At 64.8% G+C, this 22,989-nt stretch carries 25 protein-coding genes and 3 other RNA genes; 14 read left to right on the top strand and 14 right to left on the bottom strand.

The features are described from left to right. Nucleotides 1-217: 217 nt before the first annotated feature. The 4 genes from RQH86_RS20045 to RQH86_RS20030 all read left to right on the top strand — a co-directional run bounded on the left by RQH86_RS20045 (nt 218) and on the right by RQH86_RS20030 (nt 4,813). A complete protein-coding gene (locus RQH86_RS20045; RefSeq protein WP_055847251.1) occupies nt 218-907 on the top strand; it encodes an ABC transporter ATP-binding protein in 690 nt (229 codons plus the stop codon). Nucleotides 908-919: 12 nt separating this feature from the next. Beyond that, nucleotides 920-2,080, top strand: coding sequence for an ABC transporter permease (locus tag RQH86_RS20040; RefSeq protein WP_115559242.1), 1,161 nt, complete (start codon nt 920-922; stop codon nt 2,078-2,080). A 7-nt stretch (nt 2,081-2,087) separates the two neighbouring features. Continuing rightward, nucleotides 2,088-3,413 carry an ABC transporter permease gene (locus tag RQH86_RS20035; protein ID WP_311239101.1) on the top strand — a complete coding sequence of 442 codons (1,326 nt, stop codon included), beginning with the start codon at nt 2,088-2,090 and terminating at the stop codon, nt 3,411-3,413. Nucleotides 3,414-3,697: 284 nt separating this feature from the next. Continuing rightward, on the top strand, nt 3,698-4,813 hold the full coding sequence (locus RQH86_RS20030) for an alpha/beta fold hydrolase (RefSeq protein ID WP_311239100.1): 1,116 nt from the start codon (nt 3,698-3,700) through the stop codon (nt 4,811-4,813). Between the two features lie 46 nt (nt 4,814-4,859). Here RQH86_RS20030 and rarD read toward each other — a convergent pair whose 3' ends face one another. Both rarD and yedA read right to left on the bottom strand, forming a co-directional pair. Beyond that, nucleotides 4,860-5,777 carry an EamA family transporter RarD gene (gene rarD, locus RQH86_RS20025; protein ID WP_311239099.1) on the bottom strand — a complete coding sequence of 306 codons (918 nt, stop codon included), beginning with the start codon at nt 5,775-5,777 and terminating at the stop codon, nt 4,860-4,862. Further along, on the bottom strand, nt 5,774-6,670 hold the full coding sequence (gene yedA, locus RQH86_RS20020) for a drug/metabolite exporter YedA (protein WP_115514160.1): 897 nt from the start codon (nt 6,668-6,670) through the stop codon (nt 5,774-5,776). Before yedA ends, rarD begins: the two co-directional genes overlap by 4 nt. 332 nt (nt 6,671-7,002) lie before the next feature. On the opposite strand from yedA, the gene RQH86_RS20015 reads away from it, so the two are divergent. Then, a complete protein-coding gene (locus tag RQH86_RS20015; protein WP_075286288.1) occupies nt 7,003-7,431 on the top strand; it encodes a Rap1a/Tai family immunity protein in 429 nt (142 codons plus the stop codon). Nucleotides 7,432-7,461: 30 nt separating this feature from the next. Here RQH86_RS20015 and RQH86_RS20010 read toward each other — a convergent pair. The 4 genes from RQH86_RS20010 to RQH86_RS19995 all read right to left on the bottom strand — a co-directional run bounded on the left by RQH86_RS20010 (nt 7,462) and on the right by RQH86_RS19995 (nt 10,650). After that, nucleotides 7,462-7,537: non-coding RNA, sX9 sRNA (locus RQH86_RS20010), on the bottom strand. Between the two features lie 150 nt (nt 7,538-7,687). Then, nucleotides 7,688-9,382: a M28 family metallopeptidase gene (locus tag RQH86_RS20005; protein WP_311240581.1), complete on the bottom strand. Its 1,695-nt coding sequence runs from the start codon at nt 9,380-9,382 to the stop codon at nt 7,688-7,690. An 81-nt stretch (nt 9,383-9,463) separates the two neighbouring features. Continuing rightward, nucleotides 9,464-9,539: non-coding RNA, sX9 sRNA (locus RQH86_RS20000), on the bottom strand. Between the two features lie 166 nt (nt 9,540-9,705). Further along, nucleotides 9,706-10,650: an MBL fold metallo-hydrolase gene (locus tag RQH86_RS19995; RefSeq protein WP_311240573.1), complete on the bottom strand. Its 945-nt coding sequence runs from the start codon at nt 10,648-10,650 to the stop codon at nt 9,706-9,708. A gap of 62 nt (nt 10,651-10,712) precedes the next feature. Between RQH86_RS19995 and RQH86_RS19990 the strand changes: the two genes are divergently transcribed. Next, a non-coding RNA gene (locus tag RQH86_RS19990) (sX9 sRNA) lies at nt 10,713-10,788 on the top strand. A 192-nt stretch (nt 10,789-10,980) separates the two neighbouring features. Here the strand turns inward: RQH86_RS19990 and RQH86_RS19985 are convergent. The 5 genes from RQH86_RS19985 to rocF form a co-directional block, all read right to left on the bottom strand. Beyond that, nucleotides 10,981-12,270 (bottom strand): tryptophan--tRNA ligase, encoded by a 1,290-nt coding sequence (locus RQH86_RS19985; RefSeq protein ID WP_311240574.1) that lies wholly within the window; start codon nt 12,268-12,270, stop codon nt 10,981-10,983. 161 nt (nt 12,271-12,431) lie between these two features. After that, complete coding sequence (locus RQH86_RS19980; RefSeq protein ID WP_115514165.1) at nt 12,432-12,641, bottom strand: CsbD family protein; 210 nt, start codon at nt 12,639-12,641, stop codon at nt 12,432-12,434. A 247-nt stretch (nt 12,642-12,888) separates the two neighbouring features. Further along, on the bottom strand, nt 12,889-13,023 hold the full coding sequence (locus RQH86_RS19975) for an entericidin A/B family lipoprotein (protein ID WP_005989324.1): 135 nt from the start codon (nt 13,021-13,023) through the stop codon (nt 12,889-12,891). 78 nt (nt 13,024-13,101) lie between these two features. Next, nucleotides 13,102-13,254 (bottom strand): entericidin A/B family lipoprotein, encoded by a 153-nt coding sequence (locus tag RQH86_RS19970; RefSeq protein WP_055847227.1) that lies wholly within the window; start codon nt 13,252-13,254, stop codon nt 13,102-13,104. A 109-nt stretch (nt 13,255-13,363) separates the two neighbouring features. Beyond that, the gene (gene rocF, locus RQH86_RS19965) at nt 13,364-14,287 is read right to left on the bottom strand and encodes an arginase (protein WP_055850197.1); all 924 of its coding nucleotides are present in this window, start codon (nt 14,285-14,287) and stop codon (nt 13,364-13,366) included. A 319-nt stretch (nt 14,288-14,606) separates the two neighbouring features. Between rocF and RQH86_RS19960 the strand changes: the two genes are divergently transcribed. The 4 genes from RQH86_RS19960 to RQH86_RS19945 all read left to right on the top strand — a co-directional run bounded on the left by RQH86_RS19960 (nt 14,607) and on the right by RQH86_RS19945 (nt 17,050). Next, on the top strand, nt 14,607-15,059 hold the full coding sequence (locus RQH86_RS19960) for a roadblock/LC7 domain-containing protein (RefSeq protein ID WP_055847225.1): 453 nt from the start codon (nt 14,607-14,609) through the stop codon (nt 15,057-15,059). Nucleotides 15,060-15,128: 69 nt separating this feature from the next. After that, complete coding sequence (locus RQH86_RS19955; protein WP_055847222.1) at nt 15,129-15,488, top strand: hypothetical protein; 360 nt, start codon at nt 15,129-15,131, stop codon at nt 15,486-15,488. Nucleotides 15,489-15,596: 108 nt separating this feature from the next. Beyond that, complete coding sequence (locus RQH86_RS19950; RefSeq protein ID WP_311240575.1) at nt 15,597-16,514, top strand: hypothetical protein; 918 nt, start codon at nt 15,597-15,599, stop codon at nt 16,512-16,514. Next, entirely contained in the window at nt 16,511-17,050 is a 540-nt protein-coding gene (locus RQH86_RS19945) for a GTPase (protein ID WP_055847218.1), read from the top strand. Before RQH86_RS19950 ends, RQH86_RS19945 begins: the two co-directional genes overlap by 4 nt. A 187-nt stretch (nt 17,051-17,237) precedes the next feature. On the opposite strand, the gene RQH86_RS19940 is transcribed toward RQH86_RS19945, so the two are convergent. Then, nucleotides 17,238-17,795 carry a hypothetical protein gene (locus RQH86_RS19940; protein WP_311240576.1) on the bottom strand — a complete coding sequence of 186 codons (558 nt, stop codon included), beginning with the start codon at nt 17,793-17,795 and terminating at the stop codon, nt 17,238-17,240. 92 nt (nt 17,796-17,887) lie between these two features. Here RQH86_RS19940 and tmk point away from each other — a divergent pair, with 92 nt between their 5' ends. Further along, on the top strand, nt 17,888-18,571 hold the full coding sequence (gene tmk, locus RQH86_RS19935) for a dTMP kinase (RefSeq protein WP_311240577.1): 684 nt from the start codon (nt 17,888-17,890) through the stop codon (nt 18,569-18,571). A 251-nt stretch (nt 18,572-18,822) separates the two neighbouring features. Here the strand turns inward: tmk and RQH86_RS19930 are convergent, their stop codons facing one another. After that, nucleotides 18,823-19,749 carry a helix-turn-helix transcriptional regulator gene (locus tag RQH86_RS19930; protein ID WP_311240578.1) on the bottom strand — a complete coding sequence of 309 codons (927 nt, stop codon included), beginning with the start codon at nt 19,747-19,749 and terminating at the stop codon, nt 18,823-18,825. Between the two features lie 129 nt (nt 19,750-19,878). On the opposite strand from RQH86_RS19930, the gene RQH86_RS19925 reads away from it, so the two are divergent. From RQH86_RS19925 to RQH86_RS19915, 3 genes are all read left to right on the top strand, one after another. Further along, a complete protein-coding gene (locus RQH86_RS19925; RefSeq protein WP_115514170.1) occupies nt 19,879-20,319 on the top strand; it encodes a nuclear transport factor 2 family protein in 441 nt (146 codons plus the stop codon). Between the two features lie 110 nt (nt 20,320-20,429). After that, nucleotides 20,430-20,819, top strand: a complete 390-nt coding sequence (locus tag RQH86_RS19920) for a nuclear transport factor 2 family protein (RefSeq protein WP_055847206.1) — start codon at nt 20,430-20,432, stop codon at nt 20,817-20,819. 269 nt (nt 20,820-21,088) lie between these two features. After that, nucleotides 21,089-22,276: an integrase family protein gene (locus tag RQH86_RS19915; protein WP_311240579.1), complete on the top strand. Its 1,188-nt coding sequence runs from the start codon at nt 21,089-21,091 to the stop codon at nt 22,274-22,276. Nucleotides 22,277-22,367: 91 nt separating this feature from the next. Here the strand turns inward: RQH86_RS19915 and RQH86_RS19910 are convergent, their stop codons facing one another. Next, a complete protein-coding gene (locus tag RQH86_RS19910) occupies nt 22,368-22,883 on the bottom strand; it encodes a hypothetical protein (RefSeq protein WP_311240580.1) in 516 nt (171 codons plus the stop codon). Between the last annotated feature and the right edge of the window lie 106 nt (nt 22,884-22,989).

The following is a 22,989-nucleotide window of genomic DNA, read 5'->3' as shown; positions in this document are numbered from 1 at the left end:
GTTATGTGCTGTTTGAGGGGGCCTCGAACGGCATCAAACACAGGGAGTCGCGCGAGTGCGGCACGCGGCGATCCGGCTGGCTCGCCGCGCGCATACCGCACAGCACCACGCTGCTGATCGATCGCTTCACCGCCGTCGTGCCTCGCATCGTCACTCACGCAATCGCAGTTGTTGTGCCGCATCGCTTCCTTATCCCATTGCATCGCCAGGAGTCGCCATGACCGCTCTCGTCAGCTTGCGCAACATCACCAAGACCTACCAACGCGGCCCGGAGCAGGTGCAGGTGCTGCACGGCATCGATCTGGAAATTGCCGCAGGCGATTTCGTCGCGTTGATGGGCCCGTCCGGCTCGGGCAAGACCACCTTGCTCAATCTGATCGGCGGGCTGGACAGCCCCAGCGGTGGCGAGATCGAAATCGAGGGCGAGCGCATCGACCGTATGAGCGGTGGGCAGCTCGCTACCTGGCGCAGCCACCACGTCGGCTTCGTGTTTCAGTTCTACAACCTGATGCCGATGCTCACCGCGCAGAAGAATGTGGAATTACCGCTGCTGCTGACCTCGCTCAATGCCGCGCAGCGCAAACGCAATGCGGAGATCGCCTTGACCCTGGTGGGCCTGCAGGAGCGACGCAGCCACAAGCCCAGCGAATTGTCCGGCGGCCAGCAGCAGCGCGTGGCGATTGCGCGCGCCATCGTGTCCGACCCCACGTTTCTGATCTGCGACGAACCCACCGGCGATCTTGACCGCCACAACGCCGAAGAAATCCTGCGCCTGTTGCAGGAACTCAATCGCGAACACGGCAAGACCATCGTGATGGTCACCCACGACCCCAAGGCCGCCGAGTACGCCACGCACACCATCCATCTGGACAAGGGCGAGCTGGCCGACGCGCCACTCGCGCTCTAAAGGAGCGCTGCCATGAAGTATTTCTCGCTGGTGTGGGCGCAATTGTTTCGCAGCAAGACACGGACCTTGCTGACGCTACTGTCGGTGGTGGCTGCGTTTTTATTATTCGGCATGCTGGATTCGGTGCGTGTGGCGTTTACCTCCGGCGGCAGCGTCAGTGGAGTGAATCGTCTGGTGGTGGCCTCGCGCCTGTCGATCACCCAATCGCTGCCGATCCGCCTGGAAGCGCAGGTACGCGGCGTGCCGGGCGTGCGCGATGTGACCTCGGCCATGTGGTTCGGCGGCATCTATCGCGACCCGAAGAATTTCTTTCCCAACTTTTCAGTGGCGCCGAACTTTTTCGACGTCTACAGCGAATACGCACTTCCCAAAGACCAACTCAAGGCCTTTCAGACCACGCGCACCGGTGCGGTGGTCGGCGAAACCCTGGCCAAGCAATTCGGCTGGAAGATCGGCGACACCATCCCGCTGCAGGCCACCATCTTTCCGCGTGGCGGCAGTAACGATTGGCCGTTGCAACTGGTCGGCATCTATCGGATGAAGGATCGCACCGTGGCGGCCAATCAGGAACGCCAGTTGATGATGAACTGGAAATACTTCGACGAATCCAACGACTACATCAAGAATCAAGTGAGCTGGTTGACGGTGACCCTGAGCAACCCCGACCAGGCTTCGCGCGTGGCGCAGGCCATCGATGCGCTGTCGGCCAACTCCGATCACGAAACCAAGTCGCAAACCGAATCGGCGTTTCAGCAGGCCTTCGTCAAGCAGTTCGCCGATATCGGGCTGATCGTCACCTCGATCATGGCCGCAGTGTTTTTCACCCTGTTGCTGCTCACCGGCAACACCATGGCGCAGGCGGTGCGCGAGCGCATTCCGGAGTTGGCCACGCTCAAGACGCTGGGCTTTCAGGACCGCACGGTGCTGAGCCTGGTGATGATCGAATCGGTGTTGTTGATCAGCCTGGGCGGGTTGATCGGCATGGGCTTGGCGGAATTGGTCATCCCGGCGGTATCCGCGCGCAGCGGCGGGCTGATGCCGACCCAGACCGTGCCGTTGCAGACCTGGCTGGTGGCGTTCGGCCTGATGGCCGGCATCGGCATCGTAGTGGGTGTGCTGCCGGCGTTACGCGCGCAGCGCTTGAAGATCGTCGATGCCCTCGCCGGCCGCTGACAGGAGCATGCACATGCAACGCAAATGGAAAGATCGTGGCGTCACCTTGTTGTCCGTGGTGCTGCTGGCAGTCGGCCTGGGGCTGTGGATCGCGCTGCCGTGGATGTGGTTGCTGCCGATCGCGCTGCTGCTGGCGGTGTGGTTGGTGGTCACGCGCAGCGGCCGCCTGTCGCTGGCCGCCGCGCGCATCGGCATCGCCAGCCTGCCGCAACGCTGGGGCTCCACCTCGGTGATCGTGGTCGGCATTGCCGGCGTGGTCGGCGTGCTGGTGGCGATGCTGGCGATGGGCCAGGGCTTCCAGGCCACGCTCAACAGCACCGGCGACGACACCACCGCCATTGTCTTGCGTGGCGGCTCGCAGGCGGAGACCAACTCGGTGATCACCCGCGACCTGGTGCCGCTGATCGGCAGCCTGCCGGGGATCGCCACCGATGCCAACGGGCGCCCGATGGTGTCGCCGGAGTTGTCGCAAGTGGTCAACATCGCTTCGCGCTCCGATGGCACCGATGTCAATGCGCAATTGCGTGGCGTGGGCGAGCAGGCCTGGGGCGTGCATGACAAGGTCAAGATCGTGCAGGGCCGCCGCTTCACCACCGGCCTGCGCGAAATGGTGGTCGGCAAAGGTGCGTTGAATCAGTTCCGCGGCCTGGAGCTGGGCAAGACGCTCACCCTGGGCAGCCAGCAATGGACGGTGGTGGGCGTGTTCGCCTCTGGCGATGCGCACGATTCTGAGATGTGGACCGATGCGCAGACGCTAGCCACCACCTACAACCGCCGCGCGTACCAGTCGATCACCGTGCGCACCGCTGGCAAGGCCGGCTTCGATCAGTTCAAGACGGCCATGGCGGCCGACCCGCGGCTCAAGCTGGATGTGGAAACCACCCGTGCGTATTACGGCAAGCAAGGCGGCGGGTTGAACCGCCTGATCAGCATCCTGGGCACGGTGATCGGCGCGATCATGGCGGTGGGCGCTGTGTTCGGTGCGCTCAACACCATGTATGCGGCGGTGGCCACGCGTGCACGTGAGATCGCCACGATGCGGGCGATCGGGTTTCGTGGCACGCCGGTGATCATGGCGCTGATGCTGGAAACCATGCTGCTGGCGCTGCTGGGTGGGCTGCTCGGTGGGTTGATCGCCTGGGCGGTGTTCAACGGCTACACCGTCTCCACACTGGGTAACAACTTCAGCCAGGTGGTGTTCCAGTTCAAGGTGTCGCCGGAACTGCTGTGGAGCGGTTTGAAGTGGGCGCTGGGCATTGGCCTGGTCGGCGGGCTGTTTCCGGCATTGCGCGCGGCGCGCTTGCCGATCACCACCGCATTGCGCGAGGTGTAGGCACTCCTTTGGAGTGCCGGGATTTGGGAGTGGGAGTGGGGATTGGTCACGGCGAAGGCGCGATGCCGGTGGCGGCGGCATCGTGGCTTCTCCGGTTTCAGTTGGTTGTTGGACCGCCTGGGGCTGGGCGTCGGGATTTGAAGTCGCCGCCTCCGTCGCCGCAGCGCTGCCTGCAGTAACTGAATGTATTGCAGGCTGTCATCGTTTTGTCACCGCAGTGCGGTAGATGCGCGGGCCGGGCAGGCCGTAGCCTGCTCGGCCGTTTGATCCAACGATGTGCCGCTATGACGCGCCTGTTTCTGCTGGCCTGCGCCTGCCTGTGGCTGGCCGGCTGTTCTTCGTCCTCCACCTCGCTCAGCGAGCGCCTGGTCGCGCCCGGTGGCGTGTCGCCGTTGCTGGACGAAGAACGCATCGCCGCCACCATCGCCACGGTGCCCAACCGCAGCGGCCATGTGGTCACGCGCGATGCGGTGCCGATCTTCTGGCGTGCGATCGATCCGGGCCAATACGCCATGCACTACCGCTACCTGGGACAGCGCAACGACCCGGCGCATGCGCTGGATGTGGACTTCAGCTTCAGCGTGCCCCGCGTGCCGCCACCGACGCCACGCGGCACCGTGGTGTTGCTGCACGGCTGGATGATGGATGGCGATTCACTGCTGCCGTGGTCGCTGGAACTGGCACAGGCCGGCTATCGGGTGATCACCATCGATCTGCGCAACCACGGCCATTCCGGCGGTGGGCCATCGGGCTACGGCACGCGCGAGTCCGACGACGTGATCGATGTCATCAACGCACTGCAGCCGCGCGGCGAAATCCACGGGCCGCTGTATCTGTTCGGCATTTCCTATGGTGCGGCCACTGCGCTGTTCACCGCCGACAAACTCGGCCCGCGCGTGGCCGGCGTGGTGGCGATGGAATCCTTTGCCAATGCCGGGCGCGGCATCCGCGACATGGTGCCGCACTTGCTGACCAGCCAGCCCAGCGGCTGGCGCGGGCACGCGGTGGCGGCGTACGCACGCTGGCGCTATGCCGACCAGAATCTCGATGCGGTGATCGCCGCCGCCGACAGCCAGCTCAAGCTGGATCTGGACCACGTCGATGTGGCGCAGGCGCTGGCCGACACGCGCAGCTGCGTGTTGCTGCTGCATGGCGATGCCGATCAGCACATTCCGGTGGCGCATGGCCGCGCCCTGGCGCTGGCCAGCACGCGCGCGCATTACGTCGAGTTGCCCGGCGAAAACCATCTGAGCCTGCCGCTGCGGCTGGACCTGCTGGGCGCACCGATCGACCACTGGCTGGCGCAGGTTCAACAGAGCCCCGGCCACTGCCCCGCTCCGCAGGCACTGCCGGCCTCCACGCTGGCGATCGCGTTGCCGATGCCGGTACCGAGTAGCTGATCGAGCACTCGCTGCGTCCTTCGCACAGGACGCAGCCGGCACGCGCTCAGCGCACCGCCACCGGCTGCCGTGCGCGCAGCACGCTGTCGCCGACAAACAGCAGCAAACCGGCCCAGATCGCAGCGAATCCAATCGCACGCCCCTGATCGAACGGCTCATGGAAGAACCACACGCCCAGCAACAGCTGCAGGCTCGGCCCGATGTACTGCAGGATGCCCACCAGCGACAGCGGGATACGCCGCACGCCATACGCAAACCCGATCAGCGGCACCGCCGTGACCACGCCGCCGAAGATCAGCAGCAGATCGGTGCGCAGATCCCAGCCGCTCAGGAACGCGCCGCCGTGGCCCTGCTCGCCCCAACCCGCCAGCAGCAGCGCCGGCACGAACAGATACACGCTTTCCACGCCCAGACCGGCGACCGCATCCACCGCCACCAGCTTGCGCAGCAGGCCATACATACCGAACGACACCGCCAGCCCCAGCGCAATCCACGGCGGCGCACCGGCATCGATGGTCAACCACAGCACACCGATTGCGGCGCACACCACCGCCAGCCACTGGATGCCGCGCAGGCGCTCTTTCAGCACCAGCACGCCCAGCAACACGCTCAGCAATGGATTGATGAAGTAGCCCAGGCTGGCTTCGATCACATGCCCGGCGTTGATCGCCCAGATATACAGGCCCCAGTTGAAGGCGATCGCCACGCTGCTGCCAGCCAGCATCCACAACGCGCGCGGCTGCGCGGCAATCGTGCGCCACCAACGCAGGCCCGAGGTCGCCACCAGCCACGCCACCACCAGCACCGTGCTCCACACGATACGGTGCGCAATGATCTGCAGCGATGGCACCGCCTTGAGCAGATGCCAATACAGCGGCACCAGACCCCAGATCACGAAGGCCGAGGCGGTGATCAACAGACCGCGCCGCGCGTCCTCCGCCGGCACCGGCACAGGCGTGCTCATCGCCGTGCCCTGGCCAGGGTGACCACCAGCACGCCACCCAGAATCACCGCCATCGCGCCGATATCGTGCGCGGTGAATTGCTCATGCCCCAGCCACGCCCCCAGCGCCACCGCAATCACCGGATTGACGTAGGCATAGCTGCCGGCCAGCGCCGGGCGGACGTGATGCAGCAGCCACACGTACGCAGTGAACGCCACGATCGAGCCGAACACGCACAGGTACGCCACCGCCAATAGTCCCTGCGACGTCGGCCAGGCCTGCGGGCGCTCGCCGATCAGCAGGCCGGTGCTCACCAGCAGCACACCGCCGCACAGCATCTGCCCGGCGGCAGTCATGAAGGGCGATGGCAGATCGCGTCCACGCGACCACACCGAGCCGAATGCCCAACCGATCGGCGCGATCAGCAACAACACCAATCCCCCCGGCGTTGCGGTGAGACTGCTGCCGGCGTTGAGCCACACCACGCCCAGAAATCCGATCACGATGCCCAGCCATTCGCCACGACTGGCATGCTGCCCGCGCAACGCGCCAAACAACGCCATCCACAGCGGCACCGACGCCACCGACGTGGCCGCCAAGCCCGAAGACACGCTGCGCTCTGCCAGCACCACCATGCCGTTGCCCAGCAGCAACAAGGCCGCGCCCATCAAGGCCACGTTCTTCCATTGCGCACGCGTCGGTGCCGCCACGCCACGCCAACGCAGCACGCTGTAGAGCACGCTGCCGGCGATGATGAAGCGCGCGCCGGACACCATCGTCAGCGGCTGCGCGCCGCCTTCCAGCGCAAACCGGATCGCCAGATAGGTCGAGCCCCAGACCACATAGACCAGCAGCAACGCGAGAGCGACCAACCCGCTGCGCGCAGGCGCGGCAGCGTCGTGAGAGGAAGACATCGGAACAGGGCCAAGTGCAGCGGAAGCGGTCATTCTAGAGCACCTACCCAAGCCCAAAAACGGCTGACGGCACCTGGCAGCCACGTATCAGGCGCGTGGACGGCGTGCACCAACACCACAGCACGCGTGGCATGTTGCTGATGCGCCACGGCTGCGTCTGCCTGGCCGCAACCTAAGAACGGCTGCATGCGGGTATGGACGGCGCACAGGAACTGGCGCCTATCTGACACATGCCGATGCGGAGCACCAGCTGCGCGTGTCTGCTGTTCGCGCAGTCGCGGCGCGGGGCGCTCCAAGGCGTTACATGCATGCCCTTCGCCGCCTTGCGCGCTATGGTGCAACTCACCCCTCATTGCGGAGCGCAGATGCTACGTCGCCTTCCCTGGCTGGCCATGGCCGCCCTGACCGTTCTCTCCACCACCGCAGCGGCACGCACACTCGAGCCGTGGGAACTCAGCGGACGCAAATTGATCGAGGCGGGGCTGGATGGCTCGCTGGCGCCGGAGATCAACGCACCGAACCAGCCCGAACTCAAGGTCATGGTCTCGGCCAGCCGCGCCGGCGCCTATGTGCTCGGCGTGGCCAGCACCAGCTATCGCACGCAATGGTGCATGCCGGCGGGCAAGGCCGGCCCGCCGGATCTGCTGCCGATCATCGCCGATATCACCGCGCTGCCCGATGCGCGCCTGGACGAAGCCGCTCCCGGCCTGATCATCGAAGCGCTGCGCAAGCGCTATCCCTGCGGCAAACCCAAAAAATAAAACTGCAGCCGACGCTCCGCGCTTTAGAGCGGCTAACAAAACGTAGCGAGCAGTCGTCAGGTGGGTGTGGACGGCGCGGAGGAACCGGAGTGTACGGGTGGTACATGCCGATTCCGAGCACCGGCCGCGCCCGCCTGGCGGCTGCACAGTAGTTTTGTTAGCTGCTCTTAGCGGTTGGATGCGCTGCGCACGGCCATCGCCAGCCATACAACGCCCGGCCCGGTAACACCGCAGCGGGCGTTTGACCCGTCAGGCCTTACTTGCGCGCGGCATCGCTCTTGGCGCGGATGGCCTTGAACTCCGAGCCATCCTGCCAACTCGGCCACTGCCGGCCATTGGCCAGCGCCACGCCTACGTCGTAGACCAGCGTGGTATCGGCGGCATGTCCGGTGGCATCCCATTGCGGAGTCCAGCGGTCGCAGGGCTGGTGATAGCAGTCGGCGAAGTATGTATCGCGCAATGCCTTGCCCGCCTTGACGCCGCCTTTGAGCATGTCCAGTCCCGGGCCTGCGGTAATCGCCGGCACGCCCATGCGCGCGAAGGCAAAATGATCGGCGCGGTAAAAGAAGCCCGCTTCCAGATTCGGGTCCGGCGAATAGCTGCGATCGCGCGCTTTGGCGGCCTGTTCCAGATCGCCTTCCAGCGACACGCGGCCGCGGCCCCACGAGGCGATATCGCGCGTCGGGCCGTCGGGGCTGAACATTTCCATGTTGAGCACGGCCACGGTCTTGTCCAACGGCGCCAGCGGATGCGCCGCGTAATAGTTGGCGCCGAGCAAGCCCTTTTCTTCGGCGGTCAATGCAATGAAGTACAGCGTGCGCTGCGGCTTGGGGCCGGCGGCGAACACGCGCGCCAGTTCCAGCACGCTGGCCACGCCGGTGGCGTTGTCCACTGCACCGCGTCGCACCGTATCGCCGCTGGCATCGGCCTTGCCAATGCCGAATGCATCCCAGTGCGCGGAGAAAATCACCGTCTCGTCCGGATGTTGGGTGCCGGTGAGCTTGGCCACTACGTTATGCGTGACCACGCGTTCGCGCTTGAGCTTGAAGTCCACCGACAACGTGGCATCGCCCAGCGCCATCGGTGCGAAGTCGAGCTGCTGCGCACGCTGCTTGGCCTGTTCGAAATCCAGCCCGGCCTGCGTGAACAACGACGCTGCCAAGCTGCGCTGCATCCAGCCACGCACCGGCACGTGTTGCGCACGCGCATCGGCATCGCTGCGTTCGATATCGAACAGCGGCGACAGGCCCGAGCTCTGCACCGTGGCCCAGCCATACGCGGCCGGCGCGGTCTCGTGCACGATCAACACACCGGCGGCGCCGCGGCGCGCGGCTTCTTCGTACTTGTAGGTCCAGCGGCCGTAGTAGGTGACCGCCTTGCCATCGAACGCGCCCGGCTGTGCGGTGTCGAAGTCGGCATCGTTGATCAGCACCACTGCGATCTTGCCGCGCAGGTCCACGCCTTTGTAATCGTCCCACTGCCGCTCCGGCGCACTGATGCCGTAACCGACGAACACCAACGGCGCATTCTTCAACGCCACCTTGTCGATCGGCCGCAGGCTCTGCAAGGTCACATCGGTGCCGTTGACCAAGGCCTGCGTTTTGCCGCCCACCCGCAGCGTGGCGCTGACCGGGCCCTCCACCTGCGCGCGTACCAGCGGCACGGCCTGGGTCCAACCGCCCTGCTCGCCACCCGGCTGCACGCCGGCGGCCTTGAACTGCTCGACCAGATAATCGACGGTGCGCTGCTCGCCCGCGCTCGCCGGCGCACGGCCTTCGAATTCATCCGATGCCAGCAAGCGCACGTGCCGCGACAACGCCTCCGCATCGATGCCGCCACCGGGCAGATCGTTGGCGGCCTGCGCCACACCTCCCACAAACAGGCAGGCGGACAACAACAGGATGCGCATCGGGTTCACGGCGTGGCCTTGCAACAGATAGATGACACACAGTTTACAAGCGTGCGGCCAACACCGGAGCGCAACGACACGAGACTGTATTCAATCGCATGGACTGCATGCCTGGCTAAGGGCGGCTAACAAAACGTCGCGAGCAGTCGTCAGGTGGGTGTGGACGGCGCGGAGAAACCGCAGTGTACGCGTGGTACATGCCGCACCGAGCACCGGCCGCGCCCGCGCCCGCTTGGCGGTGAGCACAGTCCTCCGACTTACTTTCTCAAGGCGTAGGTCAGCTTGAGAGCTAATCGAATTGTTGACGGCATGCACGCCGCAATTGATGCAGCGTTCTAGAGATTTTGTCAGCCGCTCCAAGCGCGCTAACTGGCCCGCGTTGCGCGATCCAGCCAACACGCCAGGCCCTGCGCGTTGAGTTCGATATCGGTAGCCAGCAGCTGCGCCACCGCCGCGTCGTCCAGGCGGCAGCCGTGCAGGCGGGCGCGCTCCAGATACAGTTCGGTCAACCCCGCCACCATGCAGCGATGGCGATCCGTATGCTGTGCGCAGCTCAGTGCGATGGCGGTCATCGCATGGATCTGCTCGATCAGCTCCTGCGCCAATGGCTCCGGCGAAGTGACCCGCCCGTAATGGGTCAGATACATCGCCTCCGGCGCGGTCTCCATCAGCCGCGCGATCGACTGCAGCATCGCCTCCGGCTCGAACTGCACCGGCGAAGAGGTCGGCAGGATGAAAGCGCCCTGCGCGCTATCGAGCTGGCGATACGACAGCCCGAAGGTGTCGCCGGTGAACCAGCTGCGACTGCGCGCATCCCACACGCATAGATGATGGCGCGCGTGTCCCGGTGTATCGATCGTGCGCAGCGCGCGTTCGCCCAGCAGCACCGCTTGGCCATCGACCGCTTGCACCACGCGCTCGGCCGGCACCGGCACGATCTCGCCGTAACTGCGTGCCATTTCCGCCTCGCCATACACCGCGGTAGCACCGGCAATCAGCCGTGCCGGATCGATCAGGTGCGGCGCACCACGCGGATGCACAGTTACGCGCGCATTGGGCAGATGCTGCAGCAAGGCACCGGCACCGCCGGCGTGATCCAGATGCACATGGGTCAGGATCAACCACTCCACCTGCGCAGGCGTCAGCCCGGCGGCTTGCACTGCCGCCAGCAGATGCGGCACCGACAGGGAAGTCCCGCAATCGACCAGCGCCCCGCGTTGCCCCTCGACAATCAGATACGCCGCGTCGAACTGCACGCCGCCAAAGCCGGTATCGATGGTGTGGATGCTGGGTTCGTTCAATGCGGTCATTCCTATTCCGTGGCGATAAGAGCAACTGACAAGACGACTGTGCGGCCGTTGTTCGGTGCGGCATGTACCACGCGTACGCTCCGATCACTGCGCGGCGTCCACACCCACCTGACAACCGCTCGCTACGTCTCGCTAGCTGCTTTAAAAGAAGACTGCCGCAGTGTAGGCGCAGGCAGTGCGTGCGCGGTGTGCCGGTGGTTTCAGGCAACGATGCATTAGCACGATGGCTTCAAGCACTACGCAAGCATCTTGTTGAATCTCGGCCTTGCACATGCGATGCAATCCCCCACGCGCGCAAGGCGGTTGCCGCAGCTTGCGCACCCGCATCGATCACGCGTCGCGCAGCACCCGCATCGCCGCAAGGATCGTATCGGCTTGGACCTGTGCATGCACGCCCGGCAGCTGCAGATCGCTGGCCTGCTCGGCCTGTTTCAGCCGTGCGATCAACTGGCCTGCATCGCGCGGCGAGGCAAAGCCGTCGCTCTGCAGCAGCAGTGCACCGGCACTATCGGTTAGCTTGAAATAGAACTGGCCATCGTTCTCGCGGTACTGCTTGAACACCGGCAAGGCGATTTTTTCGCCCGCCTGCGCGGCCGCAGGACCCGCCTGATCGGATAGATCGCGCAGACCCACCGCAGTGCGCAGCTCGGCCAGCAGTGGCGTGGCGTAGCGCGCACGCAGGCGTGCACCGCCGGCGCGCAGAATCGCTTCGATCTTTGCCGGATCGGCCATCAGCGTCTCGTAACGCGTGCGCAGCGGTGCGATCTCCTGATCGATCCGCTCGAACAACTGCTGCTTGGCGTCGCCCCAGCCGATGCCGTCGGCAAATGCCTGCGCAAAGGCGGCCGTTTCCTGCGGCGTGGCAAACGCCTGATACAGCTGAAACAACGCCGATCCCTGCGTGTCCTTGGCTTCGCCCGGCGCGCGCGAGTCGGTCAGGATCGAAAACACCAGCTTGCGCAGTTCCTCGCGCGGGGCGAACAACGGAATCGTATTGCCGTAGCTCTTGCTCATCTTGCGGCCGTCCAGGCCCGGCAAGGTGGACACCTGCTCGTCGATCACTGCATCGGGCAAGGTAAAAAAGTCGCGTCCATACACATGATTGAAGCGCTGCGCAAAATCGCGCGCCATTTCGATGTGCTGGATCTGATCGCGCCCCACCGGCACCTTGTGCGCGTTGAAGATCAAAATGTCCGCCGCCATCAGCACCGGGTACATGAACAATCCGGCGCTCACGCCGGCATCGTCGTCCTCACCGTCGGCGCGATTCTTGTCCACCGCCGCCTTGTAGGCATGCGCGCGATTGAGGATGCCCTTGCCGGCGACACAGGTGAGCAACCACATCAACTCGGTGGTCTCGGGCACATCCGATTGGCGGTAGAACCAGACCTTGTCCGGATCCAGGCCGCAGGCCAGCCAGCTGGCGGCGATTTCCAGCGTGGAGCGCTGCGTGCGCGCCGGGTCCTGCGCCTTGATCAGACTGTGCAGGTCGGCCAGGAAATAGAAGCTCTCCGCATCGTCGCCGGCGCTGGCCTGGATGGCCGGGCGGATCGCGCCGACGTAGTTGCCAAGGTGCGGGGTGCCGGAGGTGGTGATGCCGGTGAGAACGCGAGTGGTCATCTGCGTAATGCCAGGGAGTCAGCGCGCAAGTTTAACGGTTCCGCGTGCTGCTCATCGCTTCATCCCCGGCTGCGCGCTTGCCAGACGCAGAACGGGCCGCACAGGGCGGCCCGAGAGAATGCAGCGTCGCCCACCATCGCGGGGGCGACGCGGTGTGCAGATCAGGTGTCGTCGCGCACGGACTTTTCGAACGCGCGAACTTCGGTCTGGGCGCGGTCGCGATCCCAGCCATAGCGTTCCTGCAGCTTGCCCTGCAGGTATTCGGCATTACCTTCGGCAACCTTGAAATCGTCGTCGGTCAGATCACCCCACTTGGCCTGCATCTTGCCTTTGAGCTGGGTCCACTTGCCAGAAATGATGTCAGTGTTCATTGCGTTGACTCCGCTTGATGCGGCCGCGATTGACCGTTCTGGCAGGTTGCCGAGCGATGCGTTTGTTGCGCATCAAGAGGTGTCAACCCGGCAATCACGGCACTGAACGGGCGACCAAATGCGCTGACGTGTAGCTGCGCATGCGCGCGCAGCAATGTAGCGGCACGATCCACGTGCGCTGAAGCGCAGTCAATTCGGCACAAAAAACGGGCCTTGCGGCCCGTTTTTTATTGCATGCGGCGTCAGATTACTTACGCGCTGCGTCTTCCACTTTCTCGCCAGCGCCCTGCACGTCCTTACCGGCACCTGCGACGGTGTTGCAACCCGACAACATCGCGACCGAGAACATCGACAGCACCAGCAGCACAATTGCACGCTTCATAACAGACTCCTTCGTGGGTAAAGCGGCGCGTTGCCGCAGATCAATCAAATCAAACAAACGCCACCCAGCGGTGACGGATCAGCACTTACCGTCGCTGCATTTCTCGGCGGTCTTTTCGACCTTGCCGCCCGCGCCCTGCATATCTTTGCCGGCGCCGGCCATGGTGTTGCAGCCAGTCATCACGCCGGCCGAGAACAGGCCCAGCACCATCAGTGTCAGCAGTCGCTTCATTGCTCTTCCTCGGTCTGCGCCCGGTGCCAACGCACCTCGCTTGGCGCCAAATCTGACTGCGCGGACGTGGATTTGATGTGAACGAGGGCCAGCCTCGTTCAGCGCTGGATCAATCTCGCATCAGCGTCGACTTGCCGAACAGGCTTTCGACCAGATCCACCGCCAGCTCGGCGGTGGCATTGCGGTTGTCCAGCACCGGATTGAGCTCGACGATATCCAGCGAGCCCATGCGCCCGGTGTCGGCAATCATCTCCATTACCAGCTGCGCCTCACGGTAGTTGGGGCCACCCGGCACCGTGGTGCCCACGCCCGGCGCGATGCTGGGGTCGAGGAAGTCCACATCGAAGCTCACATGCAGGTGGGTGTCGGCGCTCATGCCCTGCAGCGCGGCTTCCATGGTGCGCTTCATCCCGGCTTCGTCGATGTAACGCATGTCGTAGACGTCGATGCGGTGCTGCTTGATCAGGCGCTTCTCCTCCGGGTCCACCGAGCGGATGCCGATCTGCCGTACCTGCTCGGGGAGCAGCGCCGGCGCGCTGCCGCCCAGATGCGTCAGCGCCTGCGGGCCTAGCCCGCACAGGCAGGCCACCGGCATGCCATGCACGTTGCCCGACGGGGTTACCTCGCTGGTGTTGAAATCCGAATGCGCATCCAGCCATAGCACCCGCAGCGGGCGCCCCTGTTCACGGCAATACCTGGCCACTGCAGTGATTGAACCGATGCCCAGGCAGTGGTCGCCGCCCAGCATGATCGGCATGCGTCCGGCCTGCAGCTCGGCGTAGCTGGCGTCCATCAGCGCCTGGTTCCAGGCGACGACTTCGTCCAGATGCCGGTAACCGGCCTGCGGCAGCTGCCAGGGATTGCGCGGGCCATCCAGATTGCCCAGATCGCGCACCTCCACGCCACGGCCGACCAGGGCCTCCTGCAACCCGGCGATGCGCAGCGCCTCCGGCCCCATCCGTGCGCCGCGGTGGCCGGCACCGATATCGGTGGGAACGCCAATCAGGGAAACCGGCACGTACTGCGTTGCCATGTATTGCTCCAGCATCGATAAAGCCGTGCAGTCTAGTGGCGCGCCCTCGCAGTGACGCGCGGCAGCGCAGCACGGCATGCCGTTTGCATCTGTCTGCGGGCAAAACGAACGGGTTTAGATCTGCCTTGTCGCGCCGCTACAGTGACGTGCCACGACACTTTGTGGCCCGCTGGACTTTGCAGATTCTGCTTGTCTGACCGCCCAGTTAAGCGCCTGAGGCTGGTGTGACTGCGCACTAATACCTCGGTGGTATGGTGCGCCGGCCAGCGCAGGACACGCATCACGTACGCGCTCGGGCCATCAGCAACAGGGGAGTTTCATGCCGCATAACGCCGTCAACCAGGTCGTCAAGGCTGCCGTGGGCGAAGTCGCGCGGGCGTCGCATCAGTACGACCTGCACCGGATCGGGCGCGAATTCGCACAGACCATCGAACGCGAGCCGGGGATTCGGCTGTTGATGCTGTCCACCGCCGATGGCCGCGCCATTACCGAACAATCCAGCCTGGATGTGGACGGACGTCGCTTAGCCGCGATGGCCAATTCGTTCCTGACCCTGGGCGAGACGCTGGCCCGCGAGTCGAGCCTGAGCGAGGCCGACTACGCGACCATCAGCACGCGTGGCGGGCAACTGGTGCTGATCCGCATCCGCGCCGACAAGCCGCTGACGCTGACCGCCGTGGGCGGCTCCGATATCAATGCCGCCGCGCTGCTGTTCAATGCGCGCGACTGCGCCGGGCGCCTGGCCACAGCCCTGGCGCAAGCGGCCGGCTGATGCCGTTGGCACTGTTCGTGCTTGGCATGAGCTCACCGATTTTTCTCACCGTTTGGAAGGGGACCACCGATGTCAAAACTCAATCTGGAACAATTGCATTCGCTCGCCGGTTTCGTCGGCGCCGCGCTGGTCGACAGCGATAGCGGCATGGCCCTGGGCATGACCGGCGGCACCGAGCTCAACCTGGAACTGGCCGCGGCCGGCAATACCGAAGTAGTGCGTGCCAAGCGCCGTATCGCCGAGCAGCTCGGCCTGCAAGACACCATCGAAGACATCCTGATCACGCTGTCGCGCCAGTACCACCTGCTGCGTCCGCTCGAAAGCAACGGCACGCTGTTTCTGTATGTCGTGCTGGACCGCGCCAAGGCCAACCTGGCCATGGCCCGCCACGAGCTCAAGGCGTTCGAAAAGACCCTGGATTTCAGTTGATGCCTGTCCGGCGGCGCACCCGCGTCGCCGACCCTGCCTGCCGGTGCGTACCGGCAGGTGTTGTCGTTCTTCTGCGCCACGACCTTTGCGCCACGCCTGCGCCCTCTCATGACCACACCCATTCACGCCATGCGGGTCGCCACGGCCGGCCTGGATCTGCTGCACACCACGCGCCTGAAACTGGCGTGCTCGCTGCTGCTCGCCGAGCGTATCGACGTGCAGTTGGGCGAATGGCCGCAGCATGCGGCCGACGTGGTGGTGCTGGGCCTGGAAACGGCCGACGGCCTGGCCGCATGGCAGGCATTGCAAGGCCAGCCGGTGCGCGTCTTGGTTGTCTCGCGCACGCCTGTCGCTGGCGCCTGGCTCAAGCACGGCGCCACAGTGCGCGAACTCAACGAGCAGATGCGTCTGCTGTTGTCTTCGCCACATACCGCCCAGGTGGCCGAACCGGCGCTGCTGCTGCGCCATTGCCGCGGCGAATTCGGCGCAAGCCCGGTGCTGCTGCGCACTGCGCACCTGCTGGTGCGCGTGGACCCCTCCAGTCGCTGCCTGCTCCTGCCGGCCGGCGTGTCGCTGTCCGAGCTCGTTGCCGCATTGGATCGCCCCGGCTGGCAGCGCGTGACCGGCGATGCCGATGCCGCTCTGACGCAGCGCCTTTCCTTCGAAGCGCTGTATTTCGCCCTGCCCGAGCACCTGCGCCCCGCGCTGCCGGCGGTGGAAGCCAGCCGTGCGTTGCAGCTGCGGCAGTGGCCGGAGCTGAGCGCCGACACCAGTTCGCCTGCGCAGCTGCTCGCCATTGCCCACCTGCATGCGCGCCCCTGGCGCCCGCAGGCGCTGGCCAATGCTTGCAAGCTACCGCTGCAGACGGTGGAATGCCTGTTCGCCGCCGCACTTGCCAGCGGCCTTGCCCAGACTGCGGAGATCCCCGTGCCTTCAACGCCGCGTCGCCCGGACAGCAGTAATTCCCGGTTCTTCTCCTGGGTCGCACGTCGGTTTGGCCTCTCTCTTTCTCAGGCGCAGTCATGAGTCTTCCAGCCAACAAACTGGTGTTCGTTGGCGGCATGGGCGCCGGCAAGACCACCGCGGTGCGCGCCATCTCCGACGTGGAGCCGGTCAGCACCGAAATGCCGCTCAGCCAGGATGCCTACGGCGACAAGACCTACACCACGGTCGCGCTGGACTACAGCTCCATCGAGCTGGAAGACGGCGAATTGCTGCACGTCTACGGCGTGCCCGGCCAGAAATATCTGGATTTCATGTGGCCGCTGGTCTGCGACGGCGCGCTGGGCGTGATCGTGCTGAGCAATGCGCGCGACCCGCAGATGCTGGAGGCGACCCTGGCGTTGCTGCGTGAGTTTTCGCAGATCGCACCGGACGCCAGCCTGGCCGTGGGCATCACCATGACCGACGAGGTCGAAGACTTTCTGCTGCCGCCATTCCGCGATGCGCTGGTGGCCGAAGGCTTCCGCATTCCGGTCATGCGCGTGGATGCGCGCTCGGCCACCCAGATCACCTTTTTGGTGAAATCGCTGCTGTCTTATCGCTATACCTCGGCAAGCTGATCGCCCGGGCGCGGTACGTCTACGGCGGCGGGCAAAACGCCAAAAAAATAAACAAGGAATCCGGTCACGACGGGCCTAAAAGGGCGTCACGCGGGGGATGCCGCCTCTAGGGTGGCGGCGACGCGTCCTTCTTCCTTGAAGCCAGAAACGCGACTCAGTCGTACTACAAATGAGCGCTGTGTCTGACTTATTCAGTATGCCCAGCGGACAGAAGCGGTGACATCAGGACATTCCTGACATCACGCAAGACATACCCGTGATACTGAATCGGCAATAGCGGCAGCGCCGGGTAACGCGGCGACCGGGGAATCTGTGAACAACCCGCGGTATTACGCGTGAACCGCACTGTTGGCGAAGATGCAGTGATCGCCGCTGCACACAGCCAAAGACTGACGTCTTGCAGCGATTGCCGCGCTTGGCGGCGCGCGGGAGAGCTGTCCAGACCCTCGCCGATACGTCCACTCGGCACCAGATGCACCATCGATCTATTCGACGGCTGGTTGTGTTCGAATGCTTGGTGCTTGGTGCTTGGTGCTTGTGCTTGTGCTTGGTGCTTGTGCATGGCGGATGGCGGATGGCGGATGGCAGATGGCAGGACGCGCATGCACTGCCCAACTTGCCCAGCAAGCGTTGCGCGATGACGTGCCAGCGCGGCGCCGCCATCGTCGCCGTCCTGCGCAACCTGCTCATGTGGGATGAAGGTCGTCTGGGATGAAGGTCGTCGCCTGCGATCACGCCATGCCATTGCGTGATCCAGCGCCCCGCAGCAATGCAGGGCGCACGCCCTGCAAGATCGCCAGCGACGGATCCATTGCCACGATCGGATAAAGTAGCGCGATGACAATCGAACTGAAGCCCGGTGGCTTGCTGATCGCGATCGAAGGTATCGACGGCGCCGGCAAGACCACCCTCGCCCGCAGCCTGGCCAACGCACTGGAAGCGGCCGGCGCCCGCGTCGTGCTGAGCAAGGAGCCGACCAATGGCCCCTGGGGCACCCAGCTGCGTCAGTCCGCCGCCACCGGCCGCCTGAGCGCGGACGAAGAAGCCGAGCTGCTGATCCGCGACCGCCACGAACATGTGGACACCCTCATCGCCCCCGCATTGGCGCGCGGCGACATCGTGATCCTGGACCGCTACTTTCCGTCGATGGTCGCCTACCAGGGCGCGGCCGGCCTGCCGCTGGACGATCTGCTGGAACGCAATGCCTTCGCACCGCGCCCGGACGTGCTGCTGCTGCTCGATCTGCCGCCACCCACCGGTCTGGCCCGCATCCGCGCCCGCGGCGACGCACCCAACCACTTCGAAACCCAGGACAACCTGGAACGCTGCCGTGCCATCTTCGCCGCGCTGCAATTGCCGGGTAAACACGTCGTGGACGCCAGCGCCGATGCAGACAGCGTGTTGCGGCACACCCATGCCATTGTCGTGGCAGCCCTGGCCGAACGCTTGAGCGACGCCGCCGCACAGTCCGACGCCGGCAAGGCCGTGCTGGAACTGCTCTCGGCTGGTCGCCCGGCCTGACCTGCCAAGCGTCCTGCCGCGCAGCCAGCAACACCGCTGCGCGATGCCGATTTTCGAGCTGCGAGCTACGCGCGACTTACCCGCATACGGGAGCTCGGCCCGCTTGCCGAGGAGCGCGGTTGCGCTGAGGGCACGGCCAGCGAGGTGTCCCGATGAAGCCGCTACCGCATCAGACGCGTCGCGCCATCACGTCCCGATGGCGGAGATGGCGGCGGGCCACCGCTCTTTGCGCAGTCGCATGCAGGCGGTCGCTATCGCTCGGCAACCCGATACCGCCGCCGAAATTCCGACGGCGTACAACTCACTTCCCGCCTGAAAAACTTGTTGAAGTTGGTCGCTTCGTCGAAGCCCAGTTCCTCGGCGATTGCGGCAACCGGCAGGGATGTGTGCACCAGCAGGCGCTTGGCTTCCAGATTGATCCGTGCGGCAATGAAGGTCTTTGCGGTGGTGCCCATCGCCGCTTGCACTGCGCGCGCCAGGCTTTTTTCTGTGCACCCAAGTCGATCGGCGTAGTCGGCAACCTGATGCCACTGGGCAAAATAGTCTTCGACAAGCTGCTGGAACCGGTGGAAGCGGCGCAGCGCCGCAGACACCGCAACATCGCGCACGTGGGTACGGCCATGCAGAATGCTGAGCCGCGTCAGCAACGCATGCAGCTGATGACGCAACAGGGCGTGCACGTCTTCTTGCGGCGCCTCCATCTGCGTGTCCTGGCGCATCTGCACGATCACATCGGTCAGCCGCTTCAAGTCATCGCGACCGAGGTGCACGTGATCCGGCAGTTTGCCCAGATCGAAGGCGAGCTTCAGATCGCCCGGCGTTGTTGCTGCCGGCAGCACGAACTCCTGGCGGAAAATCACGTTCCAACCATCCCAGTCGTCCTTGATGCCATAGCTGTGCGCCTGGCCGGGCCGCACGATCACTAGCGAACCTGGCTCGCAGGCGATCGCCTTGAAGTCGATCAGCTGGGTGCACACGCCCTGGGTCACGCACAACAAGGTGTGGAAGCCGTAACGGTGCGTCGCCTGCACTTCTTCCGGGGTTGCACGGGTTCGCAGATCGGCAACCGTGAAGACTTCCAGGTCGAGACCATAGGGGCCCTGCGGGTGATAGGCCAACGGCAGGATCTGCGACCTCGCCTGCGCCTTCGCAGAACGGGTGCGCCCGGGACTGGTCATCGGCCCGCACCAGTTGAAAGATGTCCGGAAATGATCATTAGCCGTCCACTTTGGACCGCTCGCGTCGGCGAATCAAGTCCAATAATCACTCCCACAGCACGCCCCCCCACTTTCCTGAGAAGACAGACGATGCAAGCCGATATCGAACAGATCACGCAGGCCATTCTGGCCGTGGACAACGGCATCAACGAACGCTGGAACAAGGGCGACGTCGATGGCGCACTGGAGGTCTACAGTGATGACGTGTCGTATTTCGATCCCTTGACCGCGCTGCGTCTGGACGGTCATGCGGCGGTGGAGGCCTACTTTCGCAAAGTGTTCGAGGGCAAGCTCAAGATCCTGCGCAACGACTACATCCAGCCGGTGGTAATGGTCAGCGATAACCGCGACATGGCTGTGTTGCACTACAACCTGCAGAACATCCTCGGCGACGGCCAGGGCGGTGAGAAGCCGGGTACTCCCTGGAATTCGACACAGGTCTTCCGCTACATCGAAGGACGCTGGCGCGTCGTGCACGTCAATTGGTCGATCACGTTACATCCCGGCGCCCAGCAAAGCCTGATGTCCTGACCTATGACCGCTGACCGCACCGCGCTTTACTCCCACTCAAGATCGGCCAACCAGGCACCCGCGCCTGCAGGCCTTACACGCTGACATTTCAACCAACCAAGGAAAACACCATGAACAACATCGACACTGCCAAGTCCTACATCACCTCGGTCCAGACCGGCGACCACGCAACGCTGGGCAGCCTCATTTCGCCCGACGTGATCTGGCACCAGCCCGGCAACCATCAGTTCTCCGGCACCCACCGCGGCATGGCAGTCGTCGGGCCGATGCTGGGCAAGATGATGGAGGTCTCCAACGGCACCTTCGCCATCAGCCGTGCCGATGACTACATGGCCAGTGGCGACTGGGTGGCCATCACGCTGGAATTTTCCGGCCAGGCCAATGGCGTGACGCTCAAGCAGGCCGGCGTGGATCTGCTGCGCATCGAAGACGGCAAGATCGTCGAAGTCCGGTTGTTCTCGGCCGATCAAGTTCAGGAAGACGCATTCTGGGGAAGCTGATCGCCAAGCCCGGCAGCGGGCGGGCCTTTCCGGGATACAGCGGAAAGGCCTTCGTGGTGCCGGCACCCGGATTCGAACTGGGGACCTACCGCTTACAAGTCGGTGCGCCTGAGCCGTGCCATGATTTGAAATCGGATGGTCCGGGGCGGCTTACACCGAGGAAAAACCGCGACTTAATGAGGCTTCAGGGGCAAAAACGGCGCGTCTGAACACGGCACCTTGTGGTGCGAAACCGTGTCCGAGCCGTGGCCCCGTCACCCGGAGCCAGCATGAAGTCGAAGATCACCCAGGCGCTCGTCGAGCGCACACCCGCGTCCGAACGCGGCAAGAGCATCCTGCACGCGGACACCGAGATGAGGGGGTTCTACCTCATCGTGACCGCCAATAAGCGCAGCTTCTACGTCCAGTCGCTCGTCAACGGCCGGCAGGTCCGGACGAAGCTTGGCGACCACCCGGCGATGGACGCCAAGCAGGCCCGCGATCTCGCGAGGCAGACGCTGGTCGGCATGCGGGGTGGCACCAACCCGAACGAGGAGCGCCGTAAGGCTCGGGCGCGCGGCATCACCCTGCGCGACGCGCTTGACCTGCACCTCAACTCGCGCCGCCTCGCCGACAAGACACGAAGCGGCTACGAGTACCACGTCACCTACTACCTCAAGGACTGGCTCAGCCGCCCCCTGACCGAGATTGGGTCGGATCGTCAGGGCGTGCGCGAGCGCCACCGCAGGATCACCGAAAGGAATGGAGCCACGTCAGGCGACAACGTCATGCGGGTGCTGCGCTCGGTCTACAACCGCGCCCTGCGACAGTTCCCCGACCTGCCGCCGAACCCGGTCGGCAACGTGGACATGAACGGCATGCGCCGTCGCGAGGTGGACGCCAGCCCCGACAAGCTCAAGGCCTGGGGCAAAGCGGTGCTGTCTCTGGGCAACCCGGTGCGCCGCGACCTCCAACTATTTATGCTGCTGTCGGGCATGCGCCGGACGGCCTCGTGCGAGGCGAGGCGCGCGGAACTCGGCGACGGGCGCCTTCACGTCCCGAACCCCAAGGGCGGCTCGTCCAAGAAGTTCAACCTGCCGCTGTCGTCGGTGCTCGCCGACCTGCTCACCCACCGCGAGGCGAACGCCGACGGCGTAAAGCGCAGGACGCCCTACCTGTTCCCGGCAGACTCGGCGTCGGGCCGGGTGGCAGAGGTCCAGCAGCACGAACTCGGCGACCTCACCGGCCACGCGCTGCGGCACGCATACGCGTCGCTCGCATTGCAGGCCGGCGTGCCGCTACTGGAGCTGCGGTTCCTGCTGAACCACAGCGCGTCGAGCGGCGGCGTCACGATGGGCTACCTGCACCCATCGATCGACCACCTACGTGAGCACCAGGAGCGCGCATCGAAATACATCCTCGACGCGCTCGGTCTTGTGCACGAGCCCGGAACTTGGCCACTGAGGCTGGCCACCTGATCCGCAGTCGGGACGCGATCGCGCACAAGCGCATGAAAAGAAAAGGCCACCGCGAAGGTGGCCCTTTCTCGTACACGGCGGGAGAACGGCGTCAGCCGTCGGACGGCGCGGACTCGACCACCCGCACGGTGCGCAGCGCCTCGGCCGACTGCTCCTCGTCCATGTCGGCGGGGTAGTGCTTCCGGCGGGGCGGCACCTCGACGCCCTTCTTGCGCATGTCGTTGGCATACCACCTAACCGACTTTGCCGTCGCTGCCGCGCCGTCGATCTGCGCGTTGACCATGTCGGCCACCAACGCGTGTGGATAGCCCACGGGGTCCATCAGGATTGCACGGGCGAGATCACCCACTCCTAGGCCGCGCGGCATCTTATTGGTCGCTTCCGGCGCTTCGGTGGCCTCAGCCTCCGGCCCTGTGAGCGTCGCGGTCGCCTCGGGCGGCCTTTGCTGCCCGAACGAGCTCAGGTCGATGTTCTTGTCTGTTGCTACCTGCCTGATCCGCGCCGCGAGCTTCGCACGCGTCGCGAAGGTCTTGGGTCCGGCCGATTTGTCGGCGATCCGGTTATGCAGGGCCAGCAGTTCCTTTGTAGGTATGTCATCCAGCTTCATGGCGTTCTCCTACGTGTTGGTGGGCACGTGGGCATTAGGTCGCGATAAGCTGGGTCCGAGGGGGGGGGGGGGGGGGGGGGGGGGGGGGGGGGGGGGGGGGGGGGGG

Origin of the sequence: Xanthomonas sp. WCS2018Noco2-27 (assembly GCF_031843525.1) — a bacterium.
In the GTDB taxonomy this organism is placed as follows: Bacteria; Pseudomonadota; Gammaproteobacteria; order Xanthomonadales; family Xanthomonadaceae; genus Xanthomonas.
Note: the sequence above shows the minus strand (reverse complement) of the source record. Positions and strands in the feature narration are given on the sequence as shown.

What these genes read in the sequence shown, in the direction of transcription:
- RQH86_RS19915 (WP_311240579.1), top strand. Translation starts at nt 21,089, where the DNA reads ATGAAGTCGAAGATCACCCAGGCGCTCGTCGAGCGCACACCCGCGTCC.
- RQH86_RS19925 (WP_115514170.1), top strand. Translation starts at nt 19,879, where the DNA reads ATGCAAGCCGATATCGAACAGATCACGCAGGCCATTCTGGCCGTGGAC.
- RQH86_RS19960 (WP_055847225.1), top strand. Translation starts at nt 14,607, where the DNA reads ATGCCGCATAACGCCGTCAACCAGGTCGTCAAGGCTGCCGTGGGCGAA.
- RQH86_RS20035 (WP_311239101.1), top strand. Translation starts at nt 2,088, where the DNA reads ATGCACATGCAACGCAAATGGAAAGATCGTGGCGTCACCTTGTTGTCC.
- tmk (WP_311240577.1), top strand. Translation starts at nt 17,888, where the DNA reads ATGACAATCGAACTGAAGCCCGGTGGCTTGCTGATCGCGATCGAAGGT.
- RQH86_RS19945 (WP_055847218.1), top strand. Translation starts at nt 16,511, where the DNA reads ATGAGTCTTCCAGCCAACAAACTGGTGTTCGTTGGCGGCATGGGCGCC.
- yedA (WP_115514160.1), bottom strand. Translation starts at nt 6,670, where the DNA reads ATGTCTTCCTCTCACGACGCTGCCGCGCCTGCGCGCAGCGGGTTGGTC.
- RQH86_RS20040 (WP_115559242.1), top strand. Translation starts at nt 920, where the DNA reads ATGAAGTATTTCTCGCTGGTGTGGGCGCAATTGTTTCGCAGCAAGACA.
- rocF (WP_055850197.1), bottom strand. Translation starts at nt 14,287, where the DNA reads ATGGCAACGCAGTACGTGCCGGTTTCCCTGATTGGCGTTCCCACCGAT.
- RQH86_RS19950 (WP_311240575.1), top strand. Translation starts at nt 15,597, where the DNA reads ATGACCACACCCATTCACGCCATGCGGGTCGCCACGGCCGGCCTGGAT.
- RQH86_RS19940 (WP_311240576.1), bottom strand. Translation starts at nt 17,795, where the DNA reads ATGGCATGGCGTGATCGCAGGCGACGACCTTCATCCCAGACGACCTTC.
- RQH86_RS20015 (WP_075286288.1), top strand. Translation starts at nt 7,003, where the DNA reads ATGGTGCAACTCACCCCTCATTGCGGAGCGCAGATGCTACGTCGCCTT.
- RQH86_RS19980 (WP_115514165.1), bottom strand. Translation starts at nt 12,641, where the DNA reads ATGAACACTGACATCATTTCTGGCAAGTGGACCCAGCTCAAAGGCAAG.
- RQH86_RS19995 (WP_311240573.1), bottom strand. Translation starts at nt 10,650, where the DNA reads ATGACCGCATTGAACGAACCCAGCATCCACACCATCGATACCGGCTTT.
- RQH86_RS19930 (WP_311240578.1), bottom strand. Translation starts at nt 19,749, where the DNA reads ATGACCAGTCCCGGGCGCACCCGTTCTGCGAAGGCGCAGGCGAGGTCG.
- RQH86_RS19985 (WP_311240574.1), bottom strand. Translation starts at nt 12,270, where the DNA reads ATGACCACTCGCGTTCTCACCGGCATCACCACCTCCGGCACCCCGCAC.
- RQH86_RS19910 (WP_311240580.1), bottom strand. Translation starts at nt 22,883, where the DNA reads ATGAAGCTGGATGACATACCTACAAAGGAACTGCTGGCCCTGCATAAC.
- RQH86_RS19970 (WP_055847227.1), bottom strand. Translation starts at nt 13,254, where the DNA reads ATGAAGCGACTGCTGACACTGATGGTGCTGGGCCTGTTCTCGGCCGGC.
- RQH86_RS19955 (WP_055847222.1), top strand. Translation starts at nt 15,129, where the DNA reads ATGTCAAAACTCAATCTGGAACAATTGCATTCGCTCGCCGGTTTCGTC.
- RQH86_RS20045 (WP_055847251.1), top strand. Translation starts at nt 218, where the DNA reads ATGACCGCTCTCGTCAGCTTGCGCAACATCACCAAGACCTACCAACGC.
- rarD (WP_311239099.1), bottom strand. Translation starts at nt 5,777, where the DNA reads ATGAGCACGCCTGTGCCGGTGCCGGCGGAGGACGCGCGGCGCGGTCTG.
- RQH86_RS19920 (WP_055847206.1), top strand. Translation starts at nt 20,430, where the DNA reads ATGAACAACATCGACACTGCCAAGTCCTACATCACCTCGGTCCAGACC.
- RQH86_RS19975 (WP_005989324.1), bottom strand. Translation starts at nt 13,023, where the DNA reads ATGAAGCGTGCAATTGTGCTGCTGGTGCTGTCGATGTTCTCGGTCGCG.
- RQH86_RS20030 (WP_311239100.1), top strand. Translation starts at nt 3,698, where the DNA reads ATGACGCGCCTGTTTCTGCTGGCCTGCGCCTGCCTGTGGCTGGCCGGC.